The 21800-nt window shown below is 65.2% G+C and carries 23 protein-coding genes, 1 tRNA gene and 1 pseudogene; 18 read left to right on the forward strand and 7 right to left on the reverse strand.

The annotated features are described in order from the left end of the window. Positions 1–234 precede the first annotated feature (234 nt). Positions 235–324, reverse strand: a tRNA-Ser gene (locus tag ACROUL_RS08145). Between the two features lie 191 nt (positions 325–515). On the opposite strand from ACROUL_RS08145, the gene ACROUL_RS08150 reads away from it, so the two are divergent. From ACROUL_RS08150 to ACROUL_RS08165, 4 genes and pseudogenes are all read left to right on the forward strand, one after another. Then, complete coding sequence (locus ACROUL_RS08150; RefSeq protein ID WP_431299012.1) at positions 516–1400, forward strand: DUF2059 domain-containing protein; 885 nt, start codon at positions 516–518, stop codon at positions 1398–1400. Positions 1401–1616: 216 nt separating this feature from the next. Beyond that, positions 1617–1997: pseudogene (gene rplU, locus ACROUL_RS08155) on the forward strand (50S ribosomal protein L21); the annotation flags it as partial. Between the two features lie 84 nt (positions 1998–2081). Continuing rightward, positions 2082–2351 carry a 50S ribosomal protein L27 gene (rpmA, locus tag ACROUL_RS08160; RefSeq protein ID WP_305568096.1) on the forward strand — a complete coding sequence of 90 codons (270 nt, stop codon included), beginning with the start codon at positions 2082–2084 and terminating at the stop codon, positions 2349–2351. Positions 2352–2600: 249 nt separating this feature from the next. Continuing rightward, positions 2601–3116: a GNAT family N-acetyltransferase gene (locus ACROUL_RS08165; RefSeq protein ID WP_431301263.1), complete on the forward strand. Its 516-nt coding sequence runs from the start codon at positions 2601–2603 to the stop codon at positions 3114–3116. A 79-nt stretch (positions 3117–3195) separates the two neighbouring features. Here ACROUL_RS08165 and ACROUL_RS08170 read toward each other — a convergent pair whose 3' ends face one another. Beyond that, positions 3196–4098, reverse strand: coding sequence for a DMT family transporter (locus tag ACROUL_RS08170; RefSeq protein WP_431299013.1), 903 nt, complete (start codon positions 4096–4098; stop codon positions 3196–3198). Between the two features lie 306 nt (positions 4099–4404). Here ACROUL_RS08170 and obgE point away from each other — a divergent pair, with 306 nt between their 5' ends. The 3 genes from obgE to ACROUL_RS08185 are packed head-to-tail and all read left to right on the forward strand — an operon-like array spanning position 4405 to position 7816. Then, a complete protein-coding gene (gene obgE / locus ACROUL_RS08175) occupies positions 4405–5427 on the forward strand; it encodes a GTPase ObgE (protein WP_431299014.1) in 1023 nt (340 codons plus the stop codon). Further along, positions 5415–6542, forward strand: a complete 1128-nt coding sequence (gene proB, locus ACROUL_RS08180; protein ID WP_431299015.1) for a glutamate 5-kinase — start codon at positions 5415–5417, stop codon at positions 6540–6542. The genes obgE and proB overlap by 13 nt, the downstream gene beginning before the upstream one ends. A 14-nt stretch (positions 6543–6556) precedes the next feature. Further along, entirely contained in the window at positions 6557–7816 is a 1260-nt protein-coding gene (locus ACROUL_RS08185) for a glutamate-5-semialdehyde dehydrogenase (protein WP_431299016.1), read from the forward strand. Here the strand turns inward: ACROUL_RS08185 and ACROUL_RS08190 are convergent. Continuing rightward, on the reverse strand, positions 7806–8468 hold the full coding sequence (locus ACROUL_RS08190) for a histidine phosphotransferase family protein (protein WP_431299017.1): 663 nt from the start codon (positions 8466–8468) through the stop codon (positions 7806–7808). The two genes, ACROUL_RS08185 and ACROUL_RS08190, sit on opposite strands and share 11 nt — an antisense overlap. Between ACROUL_RS08190 and ACROUL_RS08195 the strand changes: the two genes are divergently transcribed. From ACROUL_RS08195 to ACROUL_RS08205, 3 genes are all read left to right on the forward strand, one after another. Then, positions 8430–8603, forward strand: coding sequence for a DUF3553 domain-containing protein (locus ACROUL_RS08195; protein ID WP_431299018.1), 174 nt, complete (start codon positions 8430–8432; stop codon positions 8601–8603). The two genes, ACROUL_RS08190 and ACROUL_RS08195, sit on opposite strands and share 39 nt — an antisense overlap. Positions 8604–8733: 130 nt before the next feature. Then, entirely contained in the window at positions 8734–9519 is a 786-nt protein-coding gene (locus ACROUL_RS08200) for a GNAT family N-acetyltransferase (protein WP_431299019.1), read from the forward strand. Beyond that, positions 9516–10334: a lysophospholipid acyltransferase family protein gene (locus tag ACROUL_RS08205; RefSeq protein ID WP_431299020.1), complete on the forward strand. Its 819-nt coding sequence runs from the start codon at positions 9516–9518 to the stop codon at positions 10332–10334. Before ACROUL_RS08200 ends, ACROUL_RS08205 begins: the two co-directional genes overlap by 4 nt. A gap of 3 nt (positions 10335–10337) precedes the next feature. On the opposite strand, the gene ACROUL_RS08210 is transcribed toward ACROUL_RS08205, so the two are convergent. Next, positions 10338–10958, reverse strand: coding sequence for a thiamine phosphate synthase (locus tag ACROUL_RS08210; RefSeq protein WP_431299021.1), 621 nt, complete (start codon positions 10956–10958; stop codon positions 10338–10340). A 126-nt stretch (positions 10959–11084) separates the two neighbouring features. Between ACROUL_RS08210 and ACROUL_RS08215 the strand changes: the two genes are divergently transcribed. The 5 genes from ACROUL_RS08215 to ACROUL_RS08235 all read left to right on the forward strand — a co-directional run bounded on the left by ACROUL_RS08215 (position 11085) and on the right by ACROUL_RS08235 (position 17219). Further along, on the forward strand, positions 11085–11819 hold the full coding sequence (locus tag ACROUL_RS08215; protein WP_431299022.1) for an RNA methyltransferase: 735 nt from the start codon (positions 11085–11087) through the stop codon (positions 11817–11819). 179 nt (positions 11820–11998) lie between these two features. Further along, on the forward strand, positions 11999–13246 hold the full coding sequence (locus ACROUL_RS08220) for a lytic murein transglycosylase (protein ID WP_431299023.1): 1248 nt from the start codon (positions 11999–12001) through the stop codon (positions 13244–13246). Between the two features lie 147 nt (positions 13247–13393). Beyond that, positions 13394–14563 carry a heme A synthase gene (gene ctaA, locus ACROUL_RS08225; protein ID WP_431301264.1) on the forward strand — a complete coding sequence of 390 codons (1170 nt, stop codon included), beginning with the start codon at positions 13394–13396 and terminating at the stop codon, positions 14561–14563. Further along, complete coding sequence (locus ACROUL_RS08230) at positions 14560–16029, forward strand: carboxypeptidase M32 (RefSeq protein ID WP_431299024.1); 1470 nt, start codon at positions 14560–14562, stop codon at positions 16027–16029. The genes ctaA and ACROUL_RS08230 overlap by 4 nt, the downstream gene beginning before the upstream one ends. After that, positions 16026–17219 (forward strand): MFS transporter, encoded by a 1194-nt coding sequence (locus ACROUL_RS08235; protein WP_431299025.1) that lies wholly within the window; start codon positions 16026–16028, stop codon positions 17217–17219. Before ACROUL_RS08230 ends, ACROUL_RS08235 begins: the two co-directional genes overlap by 4 nt. Here the strand turns inward: ACROUL_RS08235 and ACROUL_RS08240 are convergent. Both ACROUL_RS08240 and ACROUL_RS08245 read right to left on the reverse strand, forming a co-directional pair. After that, positions 17201–17908: a porin gene (locus ACROUL_RS08240; RefSeq protein WP_431299026.1), complete on the reverse strand. Its 708-nt coding sequence runs from the start codon at positions 17906–17908 to the stop codon at positions 17201–17203. The two genes, ACROUL_RS08235 and ACROUL_RS08240, sit on opposite strands and share 19 nt — an antisense overlap. A 69-nt stretch (positions 17909–17977) precedes the next feature. Next, positions 17978–18769 (reverse strand): enoyl-CoA hydratase, encoded by a 792-nt coding sequence (locus ACROUL_RS08245; RefSeq protein ID WP_431299027.1) that lies wholly within the window; start codon positions 18767–18769, stop codon positions 17978–17980. 53 nt (positions 18770–18822) lie between these two features. On the opposite strand from ACROUL_RS08245, the gene ACROUL_RS08250 reads away from it, so the two are divergent. Both ACROUL_RS08250 and ACROUL_RS08255 read left to right on the forward strand, forming a co-directional pair. After that, the gene (locus tag ACROUL_RS08250; RefSeq protein ID WP_431299028.1) at positions 18823–19245 is read left to right on the forward strand and encodes a PaaI family thioesterase; all 423 of its coding nucleotides are present in this window, start codon (positions 18823–18825) and stop codon (positions 19243–19245) included. A gap of 56 nt (positions 19246–19301) precedes the next feature. Continuing rightward, on the forward strand, positions 19302–20159 hold the full coding sequence (locus ACROUL_RS08255) for an alpha/beta hydrolase family protein (protein ID WP_431299029.1): 858 nt from the start codon (positions 19302–19304) through the stop codon (positions 20157–20159). Between the two features lie 45 nt (positions 20160–20204). On the opposite strand, the gene ACROUL_RS08260 is transcribed toward ACROUL_RS08255, so the two are convergent. Beyond that, positions 20205–20588 (reverse strand): bactofilin family protein, encoded by a 384-nt coding sequence (locus tag ACROUL_RS08260; RefSeq protein WP_431299030.1) that lies wholly within the window; start codon positions 20586–20588, stop codon positions 20205–20207. 231 nt (positions 20589–20819) lie between these two features. Here ACROUL_RS08260 and ACROUL_RS08265 point away from each other — a divergent pair, with 231 nt between their 5' ends. Continuing rightward, positions 20820–21797 carry an agmatinase gene (locus tag ACROUL_RS08265; RefSeq protein ID WP_431299031.1) on the forward strand — a complete coding sequence of 326 codons (978 nt, stop codon included), beginning with the start codon at positions 20820–20822 and terminating at the stop codon, positions 21795–21797. Positions 21798–21800: the final 3 nt, after the last annotated feature.

Consider the following 21800-nt stretch of genomic DNA (forward strand, 5'->3'; position numbering starts at 1 on the left):
GCACCCCTCCGATCCAACTCCAATCGAGGGTTCGCGAAAACTGTTCCTTTGCAATGCCTTACAACCTGAACACCAAAACAGTGTAGGCAACAGGTCTGGAGAATATCGGCCCTGAGAGAACGTTTCCGGACCCCCTTTCACCGACGCCGGTGCTCAGCTCCGGCCGCATAACCCCCGAAAACAACGGAAAATCCGACCTCAGCCGGATCGGGAGAACGCTTTCGCTAGGGCAAGTGGCGGAGAGGGTGGGATTCGAACCCACGGTGGGCGCAAACCCACAACGGTTTTCGAGACCGCCCCGATCGACCACTCCGGCACCTCTCCGCGCTTAGGGGTCGTCTATGGGGGCGGGGTGTAGCGGGACGCGGCGCGATGTGCAACCCTGAAATCCGCGCTCCGCCCGCCATTTCGCGCCACATTTCGCGCGCCGTCCCGGGTCGGCACCGACTGGCGCGCTTGGCAAAGCGGGGCAGAGATACTACCTCTCGATCAGACATCTGGCCAAGGATCACCGCATGCGCCCGACCTCGCTCCTCCTCGCCGTCGTCCTGGGCCTTGGGCCGGTTGCGGGCACCCCGGTTCTGGCCCAGATTCTGGCCCAGACAGAAGGCACCGACCTTGCTGGCGCCACCGCGAACGCCAGCATTGCCGCACTGACCGAAACCATGAAGATCGGCCCCCTTTTCGAGGTTCTGGGCGAAGAGGGCATCGCCTACGGCAAATCGCTGGAAGAGGACATGTTTCCCGGCTCGGGCGGCGCGCAATGGACTGCGGCGGTCGCGGCGATCTACGACGTTCCAGCCCTGCGCCAGCGATTCGAGACCGCGCTCAGCGACCAGCTCGCCTCCGATCCCGCCACCATCACCGAGATCATCGCCTTCTTCGGCTCCGACCTTGGCCAGCGCATCCTGTCGCTGGAAATCGACGCCCGCCGCGCCTTTCTTGATGACGGCGTCGAAGAGGCCGCCCAGGTCACCGCTGACACCATGCGCGCCAAAGGTGACCCCCGCATCGACCTTCTCACCCGCCTCGCCGAGGCCAATGACCTGATCGAGATGAATGTCGCGGGCTCTCTGACCGGCAGCCTCGCCTTCCTGCAGGGCATGACCCGCGAAGGGCTGCAAGGCTCTGACGCCGACGAAAACCAGATGATGTCCGATGTCTGGGGCCAGGAAGAGCAGGTCCGCGCCGACACCACGACCTGGCTTTATTCCTACCTCGCGCTGGCCTACCAGCCGCTCTCCGATGCCGATCTGGAAGCCTATATCGCTTTCTCGCAAACCCCGGCCGGCAAGAAACTGAACGCCGCCCTCTTTTCCGCCTTCGACGTGGTCTTCACCCAGGTTTCCTACGATCTGGGTCGGGCTGCGATCCGGGCGATGCAGGGCTCCGACATCTGACCGCAGGGCGCGTCGCACGACTTGACACTCTGCCCGACGCGCAGCATAAGCGCGCATCCCGGCGAGGTGCGAATCTCGCCGGGCCATTATTTCATAACGCCCGGAAGGGCGCGCTGTCCGAGGCGGGCCAAATCTTTCGAGAAGCGGTCCGAAACATCCAAAGATCGGTTGATCGGCGGGGGCCACAGGACGCGGAGCAAAAGAAGGATAAGGCCCATGTTTGCGGTCCTCAAGACCGGTGGCAAGCAGTACAAGGTGCAGGCGGGTGACGTTCTGCGCGTGGAAAAGCTTGCAGCCATTGCTGGTGAAAAGATCCAGTTCAACGACGTGCTGATGGTCGGCGGTGATACCGTCACCGTAGGCGTGCCTTTCGTGAAGGGCGCCGCCGTGCAGGCCGAGGTGATCGACCAGATCAAAGGCGAAAAGGTCATCCACTACGTCAAGCGCCGCCGGAAACACTCCAGCCAGCGCACCAAGGGCCACCGCCAGCATCTGACGCTGGTCCGCGTGACCGACGTGCTGGCATCGGGCGCCGACAAGTCGGGCGTCAAAGCCGCCACCGGCACCGCCGATGCACGCGTCGCGGCGCATGAGGCCCCCGGCACCAAGGCTGCAGCCCCGGTTGCAGCAGAAAAACCGAAGCGCGCCGCCAAGGCCGCGGCAGCGAAGGAGTAACGATCCATGGCACACAAGAAAGCAGGCGGTTCGTCCCGCAACGGTCGTGACAGCGCCGGTCGCCGTCTTGGCGTCAAGCTGTTTGGCGGCCAGGCTGCCATTCCGGGCAACATCATCGTGCGCCAGCGCGGCACCACCTGGTTCCCCGGCAATGGCGTCGGCATGGGCGTCGACCACACGATCTTCGCCACCGTCGAAGGCCGCGTGACCTTCAAGAAAGGGATGAAAGGTCGCACTTTCATTTCCGTGCTCCCTGTCCAGGAGGCAGCCGAGTAAGCCGAACCTTTACAATTCAGTTGTAGATGGGGGATCGGCCGGAAGGCCGGTCCCCTTTTCCGTTTCGGCGGCTTGGGAGGGTTGCGCCGAAATTTGAACCTGAGTTCTGCGTTGCCATGATCGCACCGCGGAACAGCCTTGAAAATGAACGGTTGGCAGGTCACTGCACGCCACCACATGCGCTTTCAGAGGAGGGAAGCCATGATGCTCGAAAAAGTCGCCGCCCCCACGGGACCCACGGCCCGGACGATGGCAGAGATTGTCACCGACCGTTTCGTCATGCGCCCCGTGCGCCGGTCGGACACTGGTCTTTTCGCCCTTTATGCCGGCGACAAACGGGTTGCCGAAGCGACGCAAGGCATCCCCCATCCCTTGCCCCCCGGTGCTGCCGAGGCGTACGTGACCCGCGCGATGCTGACCGGCACCGACGAGGATATCTGGGTGATGGACGGCACGCGCTCCGGTCTGGCCGAAGTGCTGGGTGTGATCTCGCTGAAAAAGATGGACCGCGCGCAATCCGAGGTCGCCTTCTGGGTGGCCCCTGCGTTCTGGAACCTCGGCATCGCGTCCGAAGCCGTGCAGGCGCTGGTCGCGGCCAACCCGCAAGGCGACAAGACGATGTTCGCCGAAGCCTTTCAGGACAACCCGCAATCCGCGCGCGTCCTGACCAACGCAGGTTTCCAATACCTCGGTGACGCCGAAAGCTTCTCCGTCGCCCGCAACGCCCGGGTGCCGACCTGGACGTATGTGAAACGGCTCGGGTAGGGCAGGGCGGCTGAAACGGCCCGACCCGACCCGCCCGATGCCTGATTGAGGCCCGTCACGACAACAGGGGACGCCGGCCCTAACCGGTCGGCGGCCCGCGCGGCCGTGGCACCGGCCAGATCTCTAGAACTCCGCCGATCAACACCAGCGCGCCACCGGCCAGTTCGATCGGTGACAGGCTTTCCCCGGCCAGCACCGCCGCCGAAACCGCTCCGACCAGAACCTCGACCATCAGGATGATGCCGACCCGGGCCGGTTCCAGCCGGGCAGTTGCCCAAAGGAGGCCCGCCACCGACAGGCACCACCAGACAAGTCCGGTCGCAGTGGCCAGCACGGCAGCGTGCCCAAGGTCCGCTGCGGCTATGTCGCGCGGAAAAGGTTCCAGAAACGGCGCAAGCGACAGGGCGGTCAGGCAGCCGGCAAGGGCAAAGACAAAGGTCGCCTCGGGCGGTGCAAGCGATGCTTTCGCGGCGATGCCGGTCGTTCCGATCGACCACAGGATGCCCGCCACCAGCGCCATCCATTCGCCTGCGCCCGTCGGCAGCGGCAGGTCGCCCTCCGCGCCAAGCATCAAGGCAAGGCCCGCAAGCCCCGCACCAATCGCGAAGATCCGCAGCCGGGGTGTCTCCCAGCCCATCACATACCGGGCAATCAGTGTGCTCCAGACCGGGGTGAGGAAATACAGGAGGATGATGATCGCGACCCGGCCGTACAGAAAGCCGACCGAATAAAGCGCAAAGGCCGCGCCGCCAATGGCCACTGACAGGATGCCCCCAAGGTCCGATCGCGAAACTCCCCGCCACCGCCTCACCACTACCGGCAAAAGCAGGATGGTCGCCGCCAGCGTGATTGCAAAGGTGCCCCAGGCTCCCGGCAGGCCGGCGTCCGCAAGGATGCGCACGGGCAGCCAGTAAAAGCCCCAGAACGCGCCGGTCGCAAACACGGTCGCGGTGGCAAGCGCAATGTGTCGATCCTGCTGCATGCGCCCGCAGTAGCGAAGTTTCCTCCGGCGGAAAAGCACTTCCCGGCGGCAGATCACAGGGTGCGTGTTGGCATCCGGCACTGCGCCGCATCGCGCGGCATGAGGCGCTTTTGGTGCCAGCCTGGCCCCGCCCGCAGATGCGAAACGTGGGGAAACCTTAACAAGTCCCAAACTCATTTTGTAACCCATTGATATTGCTTTGCCGAAAATATGTCCCACGGTGGGACACTGCTTGCCCGTCTGCTTGAGCATCGCTCTCGCTTCCTGTATCCCCTATCCCTTGATCCTTCCCGAAAGCCCGCTCCGATGAAATTCCTCGACCTCGCCAAAGTCTACATCCGCTCCGGCGGCGGCGGCGGCGGCTGCGTCTCCTTCCGGCGCGAGAAGTTCGTTGAATTCGGCGGCCCCGACGGCGGCGACGGCGGCAACGGCGGCTCGGTCTGGGCCGAAGCGGTTGAAGGGCTGAACACCCTGATCGACTATCGCTACCAGCAGCATTTCTTCGCCAAGTCCGGCCAGCCCGGCATGGGCAGCCAGCGCACCGGCAAGACCGGCGAGGACATCGTCCTGAAGGTTCCCCTCGGCACCGAGATCCTCGATGAGGATCAGGAAACCGTGCTGGCCGACCTCGTCAAGGTGGGCGACCGCGTTCTCCTCGCTCAGGGTGGCAACGGTGGCTGGGGCAACCTGCGGTTCAAATCTTCCACCAACCGCGCCCCCGCCCGCGCCAACCCCGGCCAGGAGGGGATCGAGCGCACCATCTGGCTGCGCCTGAAGCTGATCGCGGATGCGGGCCTCGTCGGCCTGCCCAACGCCGGCAAATCCACCTTCCTCGCCGCCGTGTCGAACGCCCGGCCGAAGATTGCCGATTATCCGTTCACCACCCTCGTCCCCAACCTCGGCGTGGTGGGCATCGACGGGGCCGAATTCGTCATGGCTGACATTCCCGGCCTGATCGAGGGCGCGAGCGAGGGCAGGGGCCTTGGCACCCAGTTCCTCGCCCACGTCGAACGCTGCAAGGTGCTTTTGCACCTTGTCGATGGAACGTCGTCTACCATCACCAAGGACTACCGCACCATCGTGACCGAGTTGGAGGCCTATTCCGACATCCTGGGCGACAAGGCCCGGATCGTGGCGCTGAACAAGTGCGATGCGCTGGATGCCAAGACGATCTCCACCCGCCGCAAGGCGCTTGAGAAAGCCAGCGGCGGGCCGGTCCACGTGATCTCGGGTGTCTCGGGGCAGGGGCTGCAAGATACCCTCCGCGCTATCCGCACCGCGATCATCGGCGAGACGCCGAAGGTCGAGGAGGGGCCGTGGCAGCCCTGAAGCCCCTTACCGCGCCGGATATTCGCGACGCCAAACGCCTTGTCGTCAAGATCGGGTCGGCGCTGCTGGTCGACCGTATCCACGGTCTGAAGCTGGATTGGCTGGGCGCGCTGGCGCTTGACGTGGTCGAGGCGCGCCGCCGGGGCTGTGATGTCGTGATCGTTTCGTCCGGCTCAATCGCGCTTGGCCGCAAGGTTCTTGGCCTTGGCGACGGCGTCCTGACGCTGGAACAAGCGCAGGCGGCCGCGGCGGTCGGGCAGATCCGTCTTGCCCGGGCCTACGAGGAAGTGCTTGCGCCCCACGGCATCACCACCGGCCAGGTGCTGGTGACGCTGGAGGACACCACCGACCGCCGCCGCTATCTGAATTCCCGCGCGACGATGGAAACGCTGCTCGGATTTGGGGTGGTTCCCATCGTCAACGAGAACGACACCGTTGCCACGGACGAGATCCGCTTTGGCGACAACGACCGCCTTGCGGCGCAGATCGCGGTTACCGTGGGCGCAGATCACTTGATCCTGCTCAGCGATGTCGACGGGTTCTATTCGGCCAACCCGAAGGAAGACCCCACCGCCCAACGGTTCGATCTGGTCGAGGCGATTACACCCGAAATCGAGGCGATGGCGGGCGATCCGATCTCGGGCCTGTCAAAGGGCGGGATGAAGACCAAGCTTATGGCTGCAAAGACCGCTGTTGCGGGCGGCTGCGCGATGGCGATCATGGAAGGCTCTACCCTTCGTCCGCTTACGGCTCTGGCAAACGGTGCCGCGCGGACATGGTTCGTGGCGCAGGGCGACCCGCAAGCCGCGCGGAAGCGCTGGATCAACGCGATGAAGCCGAAGGGCGAGCTGCACCTTGATGCCGGTGCCGTAGCCGCGCTGCGGGCAGGCAAGTCGCTGCTGCCCGCAGGGGTAAGGTCGGTGTCGGGCACGTTCGGTCGCGGCGAGCCGGTCGCGATTCTAAGCCCCGATGGTGCGGTTTTGGGCAAGGGCCTCGTGCGCTACACTGCGCAAGAGGCGCGAGCGATCGCGGGCCACAAATCGGGCGAGATCGAGGGGATTCTCGGCTATGCCGGGCGCGCTGCGCTGGTCCACCGCGATGACATGGTGATCTAGGCGAGGATGCTGGAATGGACGGGCAAATCTCGGATCTGATGGCCGAAATCGGCGCCAAGGCCCGCGCGGCTGCGGCCGAACTGGCCTATGCCAAGCAGGAACGCAAGTATGCGGCCTTGATCGGCGCTGCCGATGCCGTCTGGGCGCAGCGTGAGGCAATCCTTGATGCCAATTGCGAGGACATCGCTTACGGCGAGGAAAAAGGCCTGACGGCGGCGATGATCGACCGGTTACGGCTTGATGATCATCGTCTGCGCGGCATCGTCGACAGCCTGCGCACCATCGCCGAACAGCCCGATCCTGTGGGCCGCGTGCTGGCCGAGTGGGACCGCCCCTCGGGCCTGCACATCAAGCGGGTATCCACCCCGCTTGGCGTCATCGGGGTGATCTATGAAAGCCGCCCGAACGTGACGGCAGACGCAGGCGCGCTGTGTCTGAAGGCTGGCAACGCCGTCATTCTTCGCGGCGGATCGGAGAGCTTTCATTCCTCCACCGCCATCCATGCCTGCATGGTCGAAGGGTTGAGACAAGCGGGCCTGCCAGAAGACGCGATCCAGCTGATCCCGACCCGCGACCGCGAGATGGTGACAGCGATGCTGCATGCGACAGAGTATCTGGACGTCATCGTGCCGCGTGGTGGCAAGGGTCTGGTGGGCCTAGTCCAGCGCGAGGCGCGGGTGCCGGTATTTGCGCATCTGGAAGGCATCTGCCACGTCTACGCTGACCGTGACGCCGATCTGGAAAAGGCGCGCCGCGTTGTCCTGAATGCCAAGACCCGGCGCACCGGGGTGTGCGGATCGGCGGAATGCCTGTTGATCGACTGGCAGTTCTACACCAAGCATGGCGCGGTCCTGATCGAAGACCTGATGAAAGCCGGGGTCGAGGTTCGGGCAGAGGGCGAGCTTTTGAAGATCCCCGGAACCGTCAAGGCTGCACCTGACGATTTTGGCCGCGAGTTTCTGGACATGATCATCGCGGCGAAACTGGTCGATGGCGTCGACGAAGCGATTGCCCACATCCGCCGCTATGGCAGCAACCATACCGAAAGCATCCTGACCGAAAACGACGCTACCGCTGACCGTTTCTTCGAGCGTCTGGATTCGGCCATCCTGATGCGTAACGCCTCCACCCAGTTTGCGGATGGAGGCGAATTCGGCATGGGTGCCGAAATAGGCATCGCCACCGGCAAGATGCATGCGCGCGGCCCGGTGGGCGCCGAGCAGTTGACCAGTTTCAAGTATATTGTCACCGGAAACGGAACAATCAGAAGCTAAGTCGGATCGTTGTTTCCTTTATGTCGACAATCAAGCTGCGCCCCTGACGGTCAAGCTCGCCCGGAACCAGCCCGAAATGTACGTGCCCCGCGCCAAGCTCGGCAGGTGCCTCTTGCTGGGCGATCGCATCCCATAGCGCCGCATCCAGCTTCAGTCTTGGCGCCTCGGCCGCCATCCGCCAGCCATTGTCATCGCGGTCAACCTGCACCCGCCCCCCGTAAGCCATCGCCGTCTCAAGGCATTGCAGCATCAGGAACGCCAGACGCACCTCACGCCGCGACAGGTCTGCTGGTGTGTTCCACGCATAAATCAGCCGGGTTCCACGCGTGATATCGGTCAGAATCGAGATCACTTCGGTCTTTGCGATCCGTTGGTCGCTGGACGCAACGCCGTAGGCCACCCGGAAGAAACGGATGCGCGCGTTGGCGTTGGCCACACTTTCCGCGATCAGCGCAAGTTCCGGGCTGGAGCCTTCGTTATCCATTTGCATCAGTTCCACCCCATTGCCGATGGCACCGATCGGGCTGATAAGGTCGTGGCAGATACGAGAGCCGATCATGGCGGCAAAGTCGGGTTTTTCCTGCATAATGGGTCCGATGAAAGTTGGGTTGAAATGAATGCTCTGTTGGAGCCGGGAATGGTCGTGCGGCATCCGGGGATGCCGGGCTGGGGGCTGGGTCAGGTACAGTCCAATATTGGCGGCCGTGTTACAGTTAATTTCGAACACGCGGGGAAGGTTGTCATAGACAGCAAGCAGATTACCCTTGAACGCGTTTTCGGTCACTGACACGTATTGTGTGTAGTTATCTTTTCAACTCAACTGCTGGACGAAAAGCGGAAAAGTTCGCTTGGCTTGCGCGTTGCAATGATGCAGGCCTTTGCATAGATCGGTCCGATCAACCCCGCGAGCCTTGCCCATGAGCGCCGAAGACCCGCCGATTGTCCTTCGCCTGGCGGCAAGCGAGGCTGACCTGCTGTCGGCCCAACGACTGCGCTACGAGGTTTTCATCGAAGAACTTGGCGGCGACGGTCCCCTTGTCGACCATGCCAAACGGCTTGAGCGGGATGCCTTCGACCCGTTTTTCGACCATCTGGTGTTGGTTGACCGCCGGCGCGACCCTACAACGCTGACCCATGTGATCGGCGCATATCGGGTGCTGCCCAGCGATCGTCGCGCCGCTGCCGGGCGGTTTTATTCTGAGTCTGAATTTGATCTTGGCCCGCTGTTGAATTCTGGCCGCAAGCTGCTCGAACTGGGTCGGTCCTGCGTGCACCGCGACCATCGCGGCGGCACTGCCATGTTCCACCTGTGGAACGGTCTAGCCGAGTATGTCCTTGAGCGCGGTATCGAAATCCTGTTCGGTGCGGCCAGCTTTCATGGCACTGACAGCGCAGCTCTTGCCGCACCCCTGTCATGGCTGCACCACCACCACCTTGCCCCCCCGGCCTTGCGCGTGCGCGCCCTGCCGCCAAACCGGCAGGAAATGAACCTGATCCCGGCCGACCAGCTTGACCGCAAGGCTGCACTTGCCGCGACACCCGCGCTTATCAAGGCCTATCTGCGCCTTGGCGGCTTCGTCTCGGACGGGGCGTGGGTCGATCACGCGTTCAACACCACGGACGTTTGTCTTGTGATGAACACGACGGAAATGTCGGCACGGCACCGCGAGTTCTACCTTCGCAAGAAGGGCCAGCCGCAATGAACTGGTCCGAGGTAGCGCCACCGGCCAGCCGGATCGGATTGCTTGGCTGGCTGCGCGTCGTGGTGCGGGCGCCGGTCCTAGCGGTCATCACCTACGGCGGGCTTGTCGTGTTGCTGTTGGTCCGCATGGTTGAATGGCCGCTGTTCGGGCAGTCGCGGCCGATAACCCCCTATATCACGCAAGCCGTCTGCCGGGCTGGACTGATCATTCTTGGCCTGCGGTTGGTCGTGACCGGCCTGCCGATGACCGCAAAGGGCGCGGTCGTGGCCAACCATTCCAGCTGGCTTGACATCTTTGCCTTGAACGCGGCGCAGCGGGTGTATTTCGTTGCCAAATCCGAGGTCAGCGGTTGGCCGGGCATCGGCTGGCTGGCCCGCGCGACTGGAACCGTGTTCATCACCCGAAAGGGTCAGGAAGCGAAACGACAGCAACAGCTTTTCGAAGAAAGACTGCGCTCAGGTCATCGGCTTTTGTTCTTTCCCGAAGGCACCAGCACCGATGCGATCCGGGTGCTGCCCTTCAAATCGACGCTGTTTCAGGCGTTTTTCTCGGAAGGCTTGCGCCACGAGATGCACATCCAGCCGGTGACGGTCATCTTCACAGCACCAAAGGGGCAGGACCCCCGGTTTTACGGCTGGTGGGGCGACATGGATTTCGCCGGGCACCTGCTGAAGATGCTATCCGCGTCGCGGCGAGGCCGGGTGGAGGTGGTGTTTCACCCCGAGGTTCCGGTCGAAGCCTTTGAGAACCGGAAGGTTCTTGCGGCCTATTGCGAACGGGTGATCCGAACCGCCCACGCCGGCGCGGTCGCCTGACCCTTAGCCAAGCGGCGCGATCAGCGCCTTGAGCGCGGCAACAGCGTCATCGGTCGACCAGATTTCCTCACCCACGCCAAAGAAATCGGTCACCGGGCCGAACTTTGCCACCAGTTCGGCTGTCAGCGCGCCTTCTGCAATGACTGGAACCTCGATCACCTGCGACCACCATTCGAACACGTCGAATTCGACCTGCGAGCCGTCACCGAGCGTGGTGGCGCCGATCGGGCCGAAGGCGACATAATCGGCGCCTGCCTCGCCCGCCGACATGCCTTCATGCCGGCTTGTGCCGCAGAAGGCGCCGACGATGGCATCAGCGCCAAGGTCCTTGCGGGCTTTCCTGACCGTCCGCGCACCGTCCAGAAGGTGCACGCCGTCAAGGCCCAGCCGTTCGACCATCAGGATGTGGGTGTCGATGACGATGGCGACGTCGCGGGCGTGGGCAACCTCGCGGCAGGCATCGGCGGCGCGCGAGAGGGTGTCTTCGTCACGGGTGGCCAGCGAAAGGCGCACGCAGGCGATGTCGACTGCGTCAAGAACGGCGGCGAGGCGGTTAGGGAAAACCTCCAGCTCGAACGCTGGCGGGGTGATCAGGGTGATCTGCGGGCGGTCTTCAGCGGCCATGACGGGCTCCGGCTATAGGTCGCCGCCCGTCTAGCAGCCTTTGCCGGGCTTGGCTACCGGATGGCCGTGGCTTGTCTGAACCGCCGGGGCGGCGTATCAGGCGGCGTTCCTTGCAGCAGGTGACCGATGATCCCGCCCGTCTTTGTGCTTGTGCGCCCCCAGATGGGCGAAAACGTCGGGGCCGCGGCGCGGGCGATGCTGAACTTTGGACTGGATCGGATGCGGATCGTGGACCCGCGCGACGGCTGGCCGAACCCGAAGTCGGTGGCGATGGCGTCGGGGGCGGGGCGGGTCTTGGATCAGGCGGGGCTGTTCCCGGACGTGGCGACCTCGATCGCGGATTGCGATTTCGTTTTTGCCACCACCGCGCGGGGGCGGGAACTGGTGAAGCTGGTGGTCACGCCGGAGCGGGCGATGGAGATGACCCGCGCGATGGCGGCGGAGGGCAAGCGGGTCGGCGTCTTGTTCGGGCCGGAGCGGGCGGGGCTGGAGAATGATGACATCGTGCAGGCCAATGCGATCGTGACGGTGGATGTGAACCCGGAGTTTCCGTCGCTGAACCTGGCGCAGTGCGTGCTGTTGCTGGGGTATGAGTGGCGGCGGCAGGGTGGGGTGACGCCGGAGATGATGGAGCTGGCGCGGACGGAGTTTGCGAGCCGGCTGGAGGTGGACAAGCTGGCGGATCATTTCGAGGAGCGGTTGGAGGCGGCGAGTTTCTTCTTTCCGCCCACGAAGGCCGAGGGGATGAAGGCCAATCTGAGGAATATGTGGGCGCGGCTGGGGCTGACGCGGGCTGAGGTGCAGACCTTTCACGGGATGCTGCGGCAGATCGCCTGGAAGCTGAAGAACGGCGGGGAGTAGCCCCTTGTCCCACCGTGGGACATTTTTCAGGCCATTGAAAACGCGAGACAAATTTTTGCCTTTAATGGTTTCTTAGGCTTTGGGCGGTAGCTCGCGCGGCCGTAGGCGGAAGGCTTGGCCATTCGTTGCGGTCTGGGGTAGGCTTTTTCGCAATCAACAAAGACGGGCAGGATCGCAGCATGGACGGCAGGCAGGGGATGACCCGGCGGTGGGCGCTTTTGGCGGGGGTGGGGGCGTTGACGGCGGCGTGCATGCCAGCGGGACGCGGCGCGCCGTCGCAAGGCGGGTTTCGCGCGGCGGACCCCGCACCGAGGCCGGTTCCGAACGCGGGCTGGGATGCTTGGGTCGAGGGGTTCAAGGCGCGGGCAGCGGGGCGGGGCGTGTCGCCCGTCACGCTGGACACTGCCTTTAGGTCGGCGGGCTTCCTGCCCGAGGTGATCGAGAAGGACCGCAACCAGACCGAGTTCAAGCGCAGCCTCGAGGATTATCTGGCCATCGCGGCGTCGCAGGAGCGGGTGTCATTGGGCCAGCAGAAGCTGAGCCAGTATGGCAGCACGCTTGCTGCCATCGAGGGGCGCTACGGGGTGGAAGGCCATGTCGTCGCCGCCGTCTGGGGGCTGGAGAGCTTTTTCGGCACAAGGCGCGGCAATGTGCCTGTGATCTCGGCGCTGTCGACGCTGGCCTATGAAGGGCGGCGCGGCGCGTTCTTTGAAAGCCAGCTGCTGGCGGCGCTGCGCATTCTGGAGAATGGCGACACCACCCCCGGCAACATGACCGGCAGCTGGGCCGGGGCGATGGGGCATACGCAATTCATTCCGACCTCGTATCTGGAATATGCGGTCGATTTCACGGGCGACGGGCGGCGCGATATCTGGTCGGAGGACCCATCGGATGCGCTGGCCTCGACCGCGGCCTATCTGAGCCGGTCGGGCTGGACGCGGGGGCTGCCTTGGGGGGGCGAGGTGCGGCTGCCTGCCGGGTTCAACACCGGGCTTCTGGGGCGCGGCAAGGGCAAATCGGCGGGTGAATGGTCGGCGCTGGGTGTGACGGCGGCAAATGGCGGGCCGGTGCCGGCGGGCGGGTCGATCATATCAGGCGGGGGGCCTGCCTTCCTGCTGACGCAGAATTTCAACGTGATCCTGCGCTACAACAATGCAGAGAACTACGCGATCGGGGTCGGGCATCTGTCGGACCGGCTGCTGGGCCGGCCGGGCATTCAGGCCTCGTTCGGGCCTGATGCGACGGGGATGACGATTGCCGACCGGCAGGACTTGCAGCGGCGGCTGACGGCGGCCGGGTTTGACACCGAGGGGTCGGACGGGGTGATTGGGGCAAAGACCAAGGCCGCGATCAGTGCCTATCAGGCGAGCCAAGGGTTGCCGGTAACGGGGGAGCCGTCGCTGGACCTGCTGCGGCGGTTGCGCTGAGGCTGGTTGCGGAGCCTCCGGCGGGGATATTTCGAGACAGATGAATGTGCGGTCGCGGCGATTTGCCCGCCGGGCGCGGGTGTCGCGGGGTCTTGAAGGCGGTGGGGGCGGGGCCTAGTGTCCGGCGCATCAGTCAAGGGGCGGATGATGGCGGGCAAGCGCAGCATTTTTGAAGAGGTTGGCGCGGGACAGACGGCGCCGGTGGCCCCCGTGGGTGGCGGCATCGACGCGCGACCCCGGGGCGCGCGGGCGGGCATCCGGCTGTGGCTGGTGGCGCTGTTCCTGCTGGTCGCCACGATGATCGCGGTGGGCGGGCTGACGCGGCTGACGGATTCGGGGTTGTCGATCACCGAGTGGAAGCCGGTGACGGGCGCCTTGCCGCCGCTGGACGAGGCGACATGGGCCGAGGAGTTCGCCAAGTATCAGGCGATCCCGGAATACCAGTTGCAGAACAAGGGCATGAGCCTTGAAGCCTTCAAGTCGATTTACTGGTGGGAATGGGGGCATCGTCAGCTTGGCCGGGTGATCGGGCTGGTCTGGGCCTTGGGCTTTGTGGGCTTTGCGCTGGCGCGGAAGATACCGCCGGGCTGGACCGGGCGGTTGTTGCTGCTGGGGGCGCTGGGCGGGGCGCAGGGCGCGATCGGCTGGTGGATGGTGTCCTCGGGCCTGTCGGGGACGCGGCTCGATGTGGCGAGTTACCGGCTTGCGACGCATCTGGGGCTGGCCTTCGTGATCCTTGGGGTGATCGCGTGGTTCGTGTTCCTGCTTGGTCGCAGCGAGGCGGAGTTGATGACGGCGCGGCGCGGGGGGGAGCGCAAGCTTTTCGGGATGGCGACCGGGCTGATGCATTTCGCGTTCCTGCAGATCCTGCTTGGGGCGCTGGTGGCGGGGATCGATGCTGGGCGGGCGTTTCCGACATGGCCTGACATGAACGGATCGTTCTTTCCGGCGGATGCGTTTTATGTGCCGGATGGGGCTGGGGGCAGCCTGCCGGTGTGGCATGCGTTCTTTGAAAACCCCGGGCTGGTGCAATTCATGCACCGGATGTCAGGGTATATTCTGTTCGCGTTCGGCGTGGTGGTCTGGTTGCGCGGCCGCAAGTCGGCCTATCGGGCGACGCGGGGCGCATTCAACGGGATGATGGCAATGATGCTGGGGCAGGTGGCCTTGGGGATCGCGGCGGTGCTGACGGCGGCGCATGTGGATGTGGCGATCACGCATCAGGTGGGGGCGGTGATCCTGTGGGTGTTGATCATCCGCGGGCGGTATCTGGCGCAATACCCGGTGGCGGGTTCGATCCGGGAGGGAACGGCATGACGGCTTTTGACGATCTGATGGCGTATCAGCGCCAGACCGAGGCTTTGGCGCAGGTGGCGGGGCGGCTTGGCTGGGACCAGGAAACCGTGATGCCGGATGGTGCTGCGGGTCAGCGGGCCGAGGAGATGGCGGCGCTGGAGGGCGTGCTGCATGCGCGGCGGACGGACCCTCGGTTGGGGGAGTGGCTGGCGGCGGCGCAGGCGCCTGACGCGGTGGGGGCGGCGCAGGTGCGCCAGATCGCGCGGGTGTATCGGCGCACGCTGAAGGTGCCGGCGCGGCTGGCGGAGGAGTTGGCGCATCTGACGTCGCTGGCGCAGGGGATCTGGGCCGAGGCGCGGGCGAAGGATGATGTGGCGGCGTTCCTGCCAACGCTGGAGCGAGTGGTGGCGCTGAAGCGCGAGGAGGGGGCGGCGCTGGCGCAGGGGGGTGACCCATATGACGCGCTGGTGGATGATTACGAGCCGACGATGACGGGGGCCGAGATCGGCGCGATGTTCGACCGGATGCGGCCGCGGCTGGTGGCCTTGCGGGCGGCGGTCTTGGGGGCGGAGGCGCCGAAGGGGCTGGTCGGGCGGTTTGACGGCGAGGCGCAGATGGCGCTGACGCGGGAGCTGGCGACGGTGTTCGGCTATGACTGGAACCGGGGGCGGCTGGACAAGGCGGTGCATCCGTTCAGTTCCGGGTCGGGGCATGACGTGCGGATCACCACGCGGGTCAGCGAGGTCGATCCGTTCAACTGTTTTTACTCGACGATCCACGAGGTGGGCCATGCGGCCTATGAGCAGGGGATTGACCCGGCCTACGCGCTGACGCCGATCGGGCAGGGCGCGTCGATGGGGGTGCATGAAAGCCAGAGCCGGAGTTACGAGAACCAGATCGGGCGGAGCCGGGCCTTTACCGGATGGCTTTATGGCCGGATGCGGGAGGTGTTCGGGGAGTTCGGGATTGCCGATGCGGAAGGGTTTTACCGCGCGGTCAACCGAGTGCATGCAGGGTATATCCGCACCGAGGCCGACGAGGTGCATTACAACCTGCATGTGATGATGCGGTTCGATCTGGAGCGGGCGCTCATCCGGGGTGATCTGGCGGTGGCCGATCTGGAGGCCGCGTGGAATGACCGGTTCCGGGCCGATTTCGGCGTGGCGGTGGACCGGCCTTCGAACGGGCTGTTGCAGGACGTGCATTGGTCGTGCGGGCTGTTCGGGTATTTCCCGACCTACACGCTGGGCAATGTCTATGCCGGCTGCTTGACCAAGGCGATGCGGGCGGCTTTGCCGGGGCTGGACGCCGACATGGCGAAGGGTGACGTTTCGGCGGCGACCGGGTGGTTGCGGGCGAACCTGCAACGCCACGGGTCACTGATGACCCCGCGCGAGTCGGTGCAAGCCGCCTGCGGCTTTGCCCCCACCGAAGGGCCGCTTCTGGACTATCTGGAAGCCAAGTTCGGCGACATCTACGGGCTGTGAGCAGATCGGACAGCCCGGCGGTCTGGCTTCTGGCGCTGGGCCAGACCCTGATCTACGCGGGGTCATACTATGCCTTTCCCGCGCTGCTGCCTGATCTGGAGGCGGCGACGGGCTGGACCAAGGGCGAACTGGCGATGGGGCCGACGTTGGCCTTTCTGATCATGGCGGTGCTGACACCGTTTACCGGGCGGCTGGTCGACCGTGGTCTTGGCGGGGAGATGTTGAGCTGGATGCCGGCGCTGGCGGCCCTGGGTGTGGCGGCCTTGGCGCTGGTGGACACTCATCTGGGCTGGCTGATTGCTTGGGCGGTGATCGGCGTGGCGCAGGCGGGTTGTCTGTACGAAACCTGTTTCGCCTTTCTGACCCGGCGTCTGGGCGACGCTGCCCGAGCGGCGATCACCAAGGTCACGCTGGTGGCAGGCTTTGCCGGAACGCTGGCCTTTCCGCTGGGGCATTGGCTGGGTGAGATGCGAGGCGGGCAGGGCGCGCTGCTGGTCTTTGCCGCGATCATGGCGCTGGTCATTCCGCTGAATGCGGTGGCGGTCAGGCATTTGCGGCGGCGCGAACGCGCAGAGCAGACCCAGGCGCCGACACCGCCGGGCGTGTTGCAGGCGGCGCTGCGAAAGCCCGCCTTCTGGATCATCGCTGCGGCCTTTACCGCGATCTACCTGAACCACGGGGTGCTTATCACCTTTGTGCTGGTGCTGTTTGCCGACCGCGGCGCGCCCGAGGGCATGGCCGCGCTGGCCGCCGCGTTGATCGGGCCGTCGCAGGTGGTGGGGCGGCTGATGCTGATGGGCGCGGGCGCGCGGGTCACGACCGGGCAGGCGACGCGCGGCGCGATGGCGGCGGTGGTGCTGGCCAGCGGCATCCTGTGGCTGGCGGGGCTGGCGCCACTTTTGGTGTTCGGGTTTGCCCTGATCCAGGGCGCGGGGGCGGGGTTGATGTCGATCCTGCGCCCGGTTCTGATTGCCGAGGTTCTGGGGCGCACCGGGTTCGGAGTGATCTCTGGTGCGGCGGCGGTGGCGCCGATCCTTGCGTCAGCCGCCGCGCCGCTGGTGGGCGCGGGGTTGCTGGCATGGGGCGGGCCGACGTTCGTTTATGCGGCCTGCCTTGCGCTTGCGGTCATCGGTCTGGGCCTGATCCTGTGGCTGCTTTCGCGGCCTGAAGATCAGTTCAGCGGCATGTAGGAGAAGGTCTTGGCCGACGTCGAACCGCCAAGGTCGAAGCGGACGCCAAGGTTGATCACGCTGCCATGTGCATCGCCATAAAGCGAGCCGCCGTCGTTATTGTGATGTTTGAGATCGGCGTAGATTTCGGTCTGCCCAGAGACCTTGTATCCGGCACCTAGTGACAGCGTGCCGTAATGCCCGCCTTCATCGAAATCGGCATAATGCATTCCGGCGCGGGCGGTCAGGGCGTTGCCGAGAGCGTAGGACCCCATGACTTCGAACAGGGTGTAGGGGGTGCTGTTGTCAAACGTGTCGCCAAGGCGCGCTTCCACACGGACCGGGCCGGCAAGATAGAGGGCTTCGGCGGCAAAGAACTCGGTGCCGTCGGCAATGCCATCGGCCGATGCCATTGCGCCAAGGCGAAGGCTGTCTGACACGTCCGTCGTCAGGTGCAAGGCGAGCGCGCTGGTGTGTTCAAGGTCGATGTCGTCGCTGCTGTCGATGTCCTTGCCAAGGAACAGGCCGGCCTGCAGGCCGACGCGGCCGAACATCCAGCTTGCATCAAGGGTGCCCCCGATGGTGTTCATATCGAACCCGGAATTGTCTTCGTAATGACGGTAGCGCAGATCGACGACGGCGCCTTCGTAGGCTTGTGCGCTGGCCATGACAGGAGATAACGCCAAAACGGCGGTGAGAAGTCTGCTCATTCGATGCCTCAATCGTTTGTTGTTTTTTGGTATCTTACTGAATCTGCGCGACTCTGTCACGCCTTGGTTTCAGCGGGGCCAATCAGGAGCGCGTTTTTCAAGGAAGGCGGCGATGCCTTCTTCGGTATCGCGCCAGGCCATGTTTTCCTGCATGACGGCGCCGGTCAGGGCATATGCCTCGGCCAAAGGCAGGGTGGCCTGATCGTAGAAGGCGCGTTTGCCGATCTTTACCGCAGCGGTCAGTTTCCCGGCGATGGTGCGGGCGAGGGCGAGGGTTTCGTCGGCAAGGCTGTCTGGGGTGGCGACGCGGTTGACAAGGCCCGCCTCGCGCGCGCGGGCGGCAGAGATGAACTCGCCGGTGGTCAGCATCTCGAACGCGAGAGCGGGTGGGATCTTGCGGGTAAGCGCGACCATCGGGGTCGAGCAGAACAGGCCGATGTTCACGCCGTTGACGCCGAAGCGGGCGGTTTCGGCGGCGGTGACGAGGTCGCAGGAGGCGGCAAGCTGGCAGCCCGCAGCGGTGGCAAGGCCGTGGACCTGCGCAATGATGGGCTGCGGCAGGGCGGGGATCATCTGCATGACGCGGGCGCATTGGGCGAAAAGCCCGGCGTAGTAGGCGGCGCCCTTGTCTGGGGCGGTGCGGGCGGCCTGCATTTCCTTGAGGTCGTGACCGGCGCAGAAGGCGCGGCCAGCGCCTGCAAGGATCACCACGCGTATCGTGGGATCAGTGGCGAGGGCGGTGAAGGCGCTTTCCAGTGCGGCAAGCATCGCTTGTGACAGGGCGTTCAGGCTGGCGGGGCTGCTGAGGGTGAGGGTGGCGATGCCGCCCTGATCGTGGCGGTGAAGCAGTTGGTCGGGCATGGCGGTCCCTTTCGATTTCCGGCAGCGTAGGGCGCAACGGGGCGGAGGGAAAGATGCAGGCGACAATGACGGCGAAGGAGTTGCAGGCGTTCCTGACCAGCGATTTCGGTCAGGTGGCGGACGATTATGTGGTGGAAAGCGCAGGGAAGGACGGCGTGACGCTGCGGCTGGCGGTGGCCGAGCGGCATCTGCGGCCGGGTGGCACGGTGTCGGGGCCGGCGATGTTCGGGCTGGTGGATGTGGCGATGTATCTGGCGATACTGGCGCGGATCGGGCCGAAGGCGCTGACGGTGACGACGAACTGTTCCATCGACTTCATGCGCAAACCGGCGGCGGGACGGGATCTGCGGGCGGTGGCGCGGGTGCTGAAGCTGGGCCGTGCGCTGGCGGTGGGCGATGTGATGGTGTTCAGCGACGGCGTGGCCGAACCGGTGGCGCGGGCCGGGCTGACCTATTCGATCCCGCCGGAGCGTTGACGCAAGGGGTGGGCTAGGGGCAGGATTGCTGGAAGCTTAACAGGGAGAGTGGACAGATGCGGTGGATGGTCGTTGGGTTGGCGATGCTGGCGGGGGCCGCGCAGGCCGAAGTGACTGAGGAGCGGGTCACGATCGCCTCGCAGGGCAAGACGATGGTCGGGACGCTCGCCCTGCCTGAGGGTGGGCCGGCGCCGGTGGTGCTGCTGTTCCACGGCTTTACCGGCACGCGGGACGAACTGCCCATCCCGGGGACCGAGGAGGGCGTGTTCTCGCGCACTGCGCGGCTTTTGGCCGAGGCGGGCTATGCCAGCCTGCGGGTGGATTTCATCGGGTCGGGGGAAAGCGACGGCGATTTCGCCGACACCACCTTCGAGGGGCAGGTGGCGGATGGGTTGGCAGCGCTGGCCTTTGCGCAAGGCGATGCGCGGGTGAAGGGCGACGAATTGCGCGTGATCGGCTGGAGCCAGGGCGGGCTGGTGGCTACGGCGGTTGCCGGTCGCAGCGATGTGCCGAAATCGGTGGCGCTGTGGGCGGCGGTGGCGGACCCGTTGACGACGTTCACCGGTATCCTTGGGGCCGAGGCGGTCGCTGCGGGGCAGAAAACGGGCGACGTCCCGCTGAAGATCACGCTGCCCTGGGGCGCGGAGATCGGGCTGAAGCAGGGATATTTCGACCAGTTGACGATCTTCAAGCCGACCGACGAGATCGCCTCCTACGCGGGCCCGCTGTTTGTGGCGCAGGGCTCGATCGACACGACCGTGCTGCCGGTAGCGCAGGAGATGCTGCTGGCCGCGCATGAGGGCGAAGAGGAGGCGTTCACCCGCGAGATGGACCACGTGTTCAACGTATTCACCTCGCCCGATACGCTGGATGAAATGGTCGCGGCCACCATCGCGTTCTTCAAGGCGCATTGAGCGCGCGGGCGCGGCGCGGGTTTCGGCCCGCGCCCTGCCGGATTTTCAGCCCTTGGTCTTGAGGAAGCGGCCTTCGATGGTAGCGCCGCTTTCGATCACCAGCGTCGCCGTCGTCACATCCGCGGTGACGGAGGCGGTGGAGCGCAGGGTGAAGGCGTGGCACGACACCTTGCCGTCGAAGCGGCCCTTCACCTCGACCGTATCGGCACGGACCGAGCCGGTCACGCGGCCTTCCTGCCCGATGATGAGCCCCTGGGCGGAGATGTTGCCATCAATCTCGCCCAGCACCTCGACGAGGCCGGTAGAGGTGATTTCCCCGGTGATGCGCAGATCGGCGCCGAGGACCGAGCGTGCGGAATTGGTCCCGCCGGTGGACGGGCGCGGCGCGGCGGGTGGAGCGGAGGTTGGGTCTGCGGTCTTGGAAAACATCGCGTCCGTCCTTGCAAGGCGCCCTGATCTGGGGCGAGCCGGGTTTGTGGCTGGTCTGCTTCGATAAGGGCCAATCCGCGCGGGGCGGTCAAGCCCCGGGTTGCGGTCAGAGCGGGGGCCAAGCGGAAAACCCGCTGACCGGGCGCACCGCGGCGTCGCGGACATGTCGCAACGGGGCGTGACACCGGCGGGCAGGGGTGGTCAGATGCCGCCGGATTACATCGGGAAGGTATGGACAATATGGTAGCGGATGCAGGTTTCTTCACGCCCGTTTCGGGGTTCGACCTGCCGCGATTCGCGGGGGTTCCGACCTTCATGCGGTTGCCGTATGTGCCGTTTGATCATCCGCGCTTTGGCGAAGTACAGATCGGGCTGATCGGCGCACCCTGGGATGGCGGCACGACCAATCGCCCGGGCCCGCGCCACGGACCACGGCAACTGCGCGACCTGTCGACGATGATCCGGGCGCAGAACGGGGCGACCTGGGTCGCGCCGTTCGAGTTGGCGCGCTGTGCCGATCTTGGCGACGTGGCGCCGAACCCCGGCGACCTGATGGACAGTCTGGCACGGATGGAGGCGTTTTATGATCGCGTGGTCGCGGCGGGCATCCGACCGTTGACCGGGGGTGGCGATCACCTTTGCACGCTGCCGATCCTGCGCGCGGTGGCAAAACAGCGCCCGGTGGGCATGATCCAGTTCGATAGCCATACCGACCTCAACGACGTCTATTTCGGCACCAGCCGCTACAACCACGGCACGCCATTCCGCCGCGCGGTGGAGGAGGGGCTGCTGGACCCCAAGCGCTATGTCATCATCGGTATCCGTGGCACGGCTTATGGCCGCGAGGATTGGGATTTCGCGGCGAGCGTCGGGATCAGGATCATCCCGATCGCCGAGTTCCATGCGCGCGGGCCGGAGGACGTGATGACCGAAGCGCGCGAGATCGTGGGGAAGGGCGATACCTATGTGACCTATGACATCGACTTCGTCGACCCGACCTTTGCGCCCGGCACCGGCACCCCCGAGGTGGGCGGCCCGACCAGCTGGCAGGCGCTGCAGGTGGCGCGCGGCCTGCGCGGGTTGAACATCGTGGGCGCCGATCTGGTAGAGGTGTCTCCCCCGTTCGATACGTCGGGTGGCACGGCGTGGCTGGGGATCAGCCTGATGTTCGAAATGCTGTGCGTGATGGCAGAGCGGGTGAAGGGGTAGGGG

Origin of the sequence: Tabrizicola sp. BL-A-41-H6, from assembly GCF_050632395.1 — a bacterium.
Lineage (GTDB): Bacteria > Pseudomonadota > Alphaproteobacteria > Rhodobacterales > Rhodobacteraceae > JAUYQR01.

Bases quoted from the DNA above. Each gene is read 5' to 3' on its own strand.
- ACROUL_RS08215 (WP_431299022.1), top strand. From the start codon at position 11,085: ATGATCCCGCCCGTCTTTGTGCTTGTGCGCCCCCAGATGGGCGAAAAC.
- ACROUL_RS08220 (WP_431299023.1), top strand. From the start codon at position 11,999: ATGGACGGCAGGCAGGGGATGACCCGGCGGTGGGCGCTTTTGGCGGGG.
- ACROUL_RS08170 (WP_431299013.1), bottom strand. From the start codon at position 4,098: ATGCAGCAGGATCGACACATTGCGCTTGCCACCGCGACCGTGTTTGCG.
- ACROUL_RS08245 (WP_431299027.1), bottom strand. From the start codon at position 18,769: ATGCCCGACCAACTGCTTCACCGCCACGATCAGGGCGGCATCGCCACC.
- ACROUL_RS08240 (WP_431299026.1), bottom strand. From the start codon at position 17,908: ATGAGCAGACTTCTCACCGCCGTTTTGGCGTTATCTCCTGTCATGGCC.
- ACROUL_RS08250 (WP_431299028.1), top strand. From the start codon at position 18,823: ATGCAGGCGACAATGACGGCGAAGGAGTTGCAGGCGTTCCTGACCAGC.
- ACROUL_RS08255 (WP_431299029.1), top strand. From the start codon at position 19,302: ATGCGGTGGATGGTCGTTGGGTTGGCGATGCTGGCGGGGGCCGCGCAG.
- ACROUL_RS08200 (WP_431299019.1), top strand. From the start codon at position 8,734: ATGAGCGCCGAAGACCCGCCGATTGTCCTTCGCCTGGCGGCAAGCGAG.
- rpmA (WP_305568096.1), top strand. From the start codon at position 2,082: ATGGCACACAAGAAAGCAGGCGGTTCGTCCCGCAACGGTCGTGACAGC.
- ctaA (WP_431301264.1), top strand. From the start codon at position 13,394: ATGGCGGGCAAGCGCAGCATTTTTGAAGAGGTTGGCGCGGGACAGACG.
- ACROUL_RS08150 (WP_431299012.1), top strand. From the start codon at position 516: ATGCGCCCGACCTCGCTCCTCCTCGCCGTCGTCCTGGGCCTTGGGCCG.
- obgE (WP_431299014.1), top strand. From the start codon at position 4,405: ATGAAATTCCTCGACCTCGCCAAAGTCTACATCCGCTCCGGCGGCGGC.
- ACROUL_RS08190 (WP_431299017.1), bottom strand. From the start codon at position 8,468: ATGCCGCACGACCATTCCCGGCTCCAACAGAGCATTCATTTCAACCCA.
- ACROUL_RS08195 (WP_431299018.1), top strand. From the start codon at position 8,430: ATGAATGCTCTGTTGGAGCCGGGAATGGTCGTGCGGCATCCGGGGATG.
- ACROUL_RS08205 (WP_431299020.1), top strand. From the start codon at position 9,516: ATGAACTGGTCCGAGGTAGCGCCACCGGCCAGCCGGATCGGATTGCTT.
- ACROUL_RS08185 (WP_431299016.1), top strand. From the start codon at position 6,557: ATGGACGGGCAAATCTCGGATCTGATGGCCGAAATCGGCGCCAAGGCC.
- ACROUL_RS08165 (WP_431301263.1), top strand. From the start codon at position 2,601: ATGGCAGAGATTGTCACCGACCGTTTCGTCATGCGCCCCGTGCGCCGG.
- ACROUL_RS08230 (WP_431299024.1), top strand. From the start codon at position 14,560: ATGACGGCTTTTGACGATCTGATGGCGTATCAGCGCCAGACCGAGGCT.
- ACROUL_RS08260 (WP_431299030.1), bottom strand. From the start codon at position 20,588: ATGTTTTCCAAGACCGCAGACCCAACCTCCGCTCCACCCGCCGCGCCG.
- ACROUL_RS08265 (WP_431299031.1), top strand. From the start codon at position 20,820: ATGGACAATATGGTAGCGGATGCAGGTTTCTTCACGCCCGTTTCGGGG.
- ACROUL_RS08210 (WP_431299021.1), bottom strand. From the start codon at position 10,958: ATGGCCGCTGAAGACCGCCCGCAGATCACCCTGATCACCCCGCCAGCG.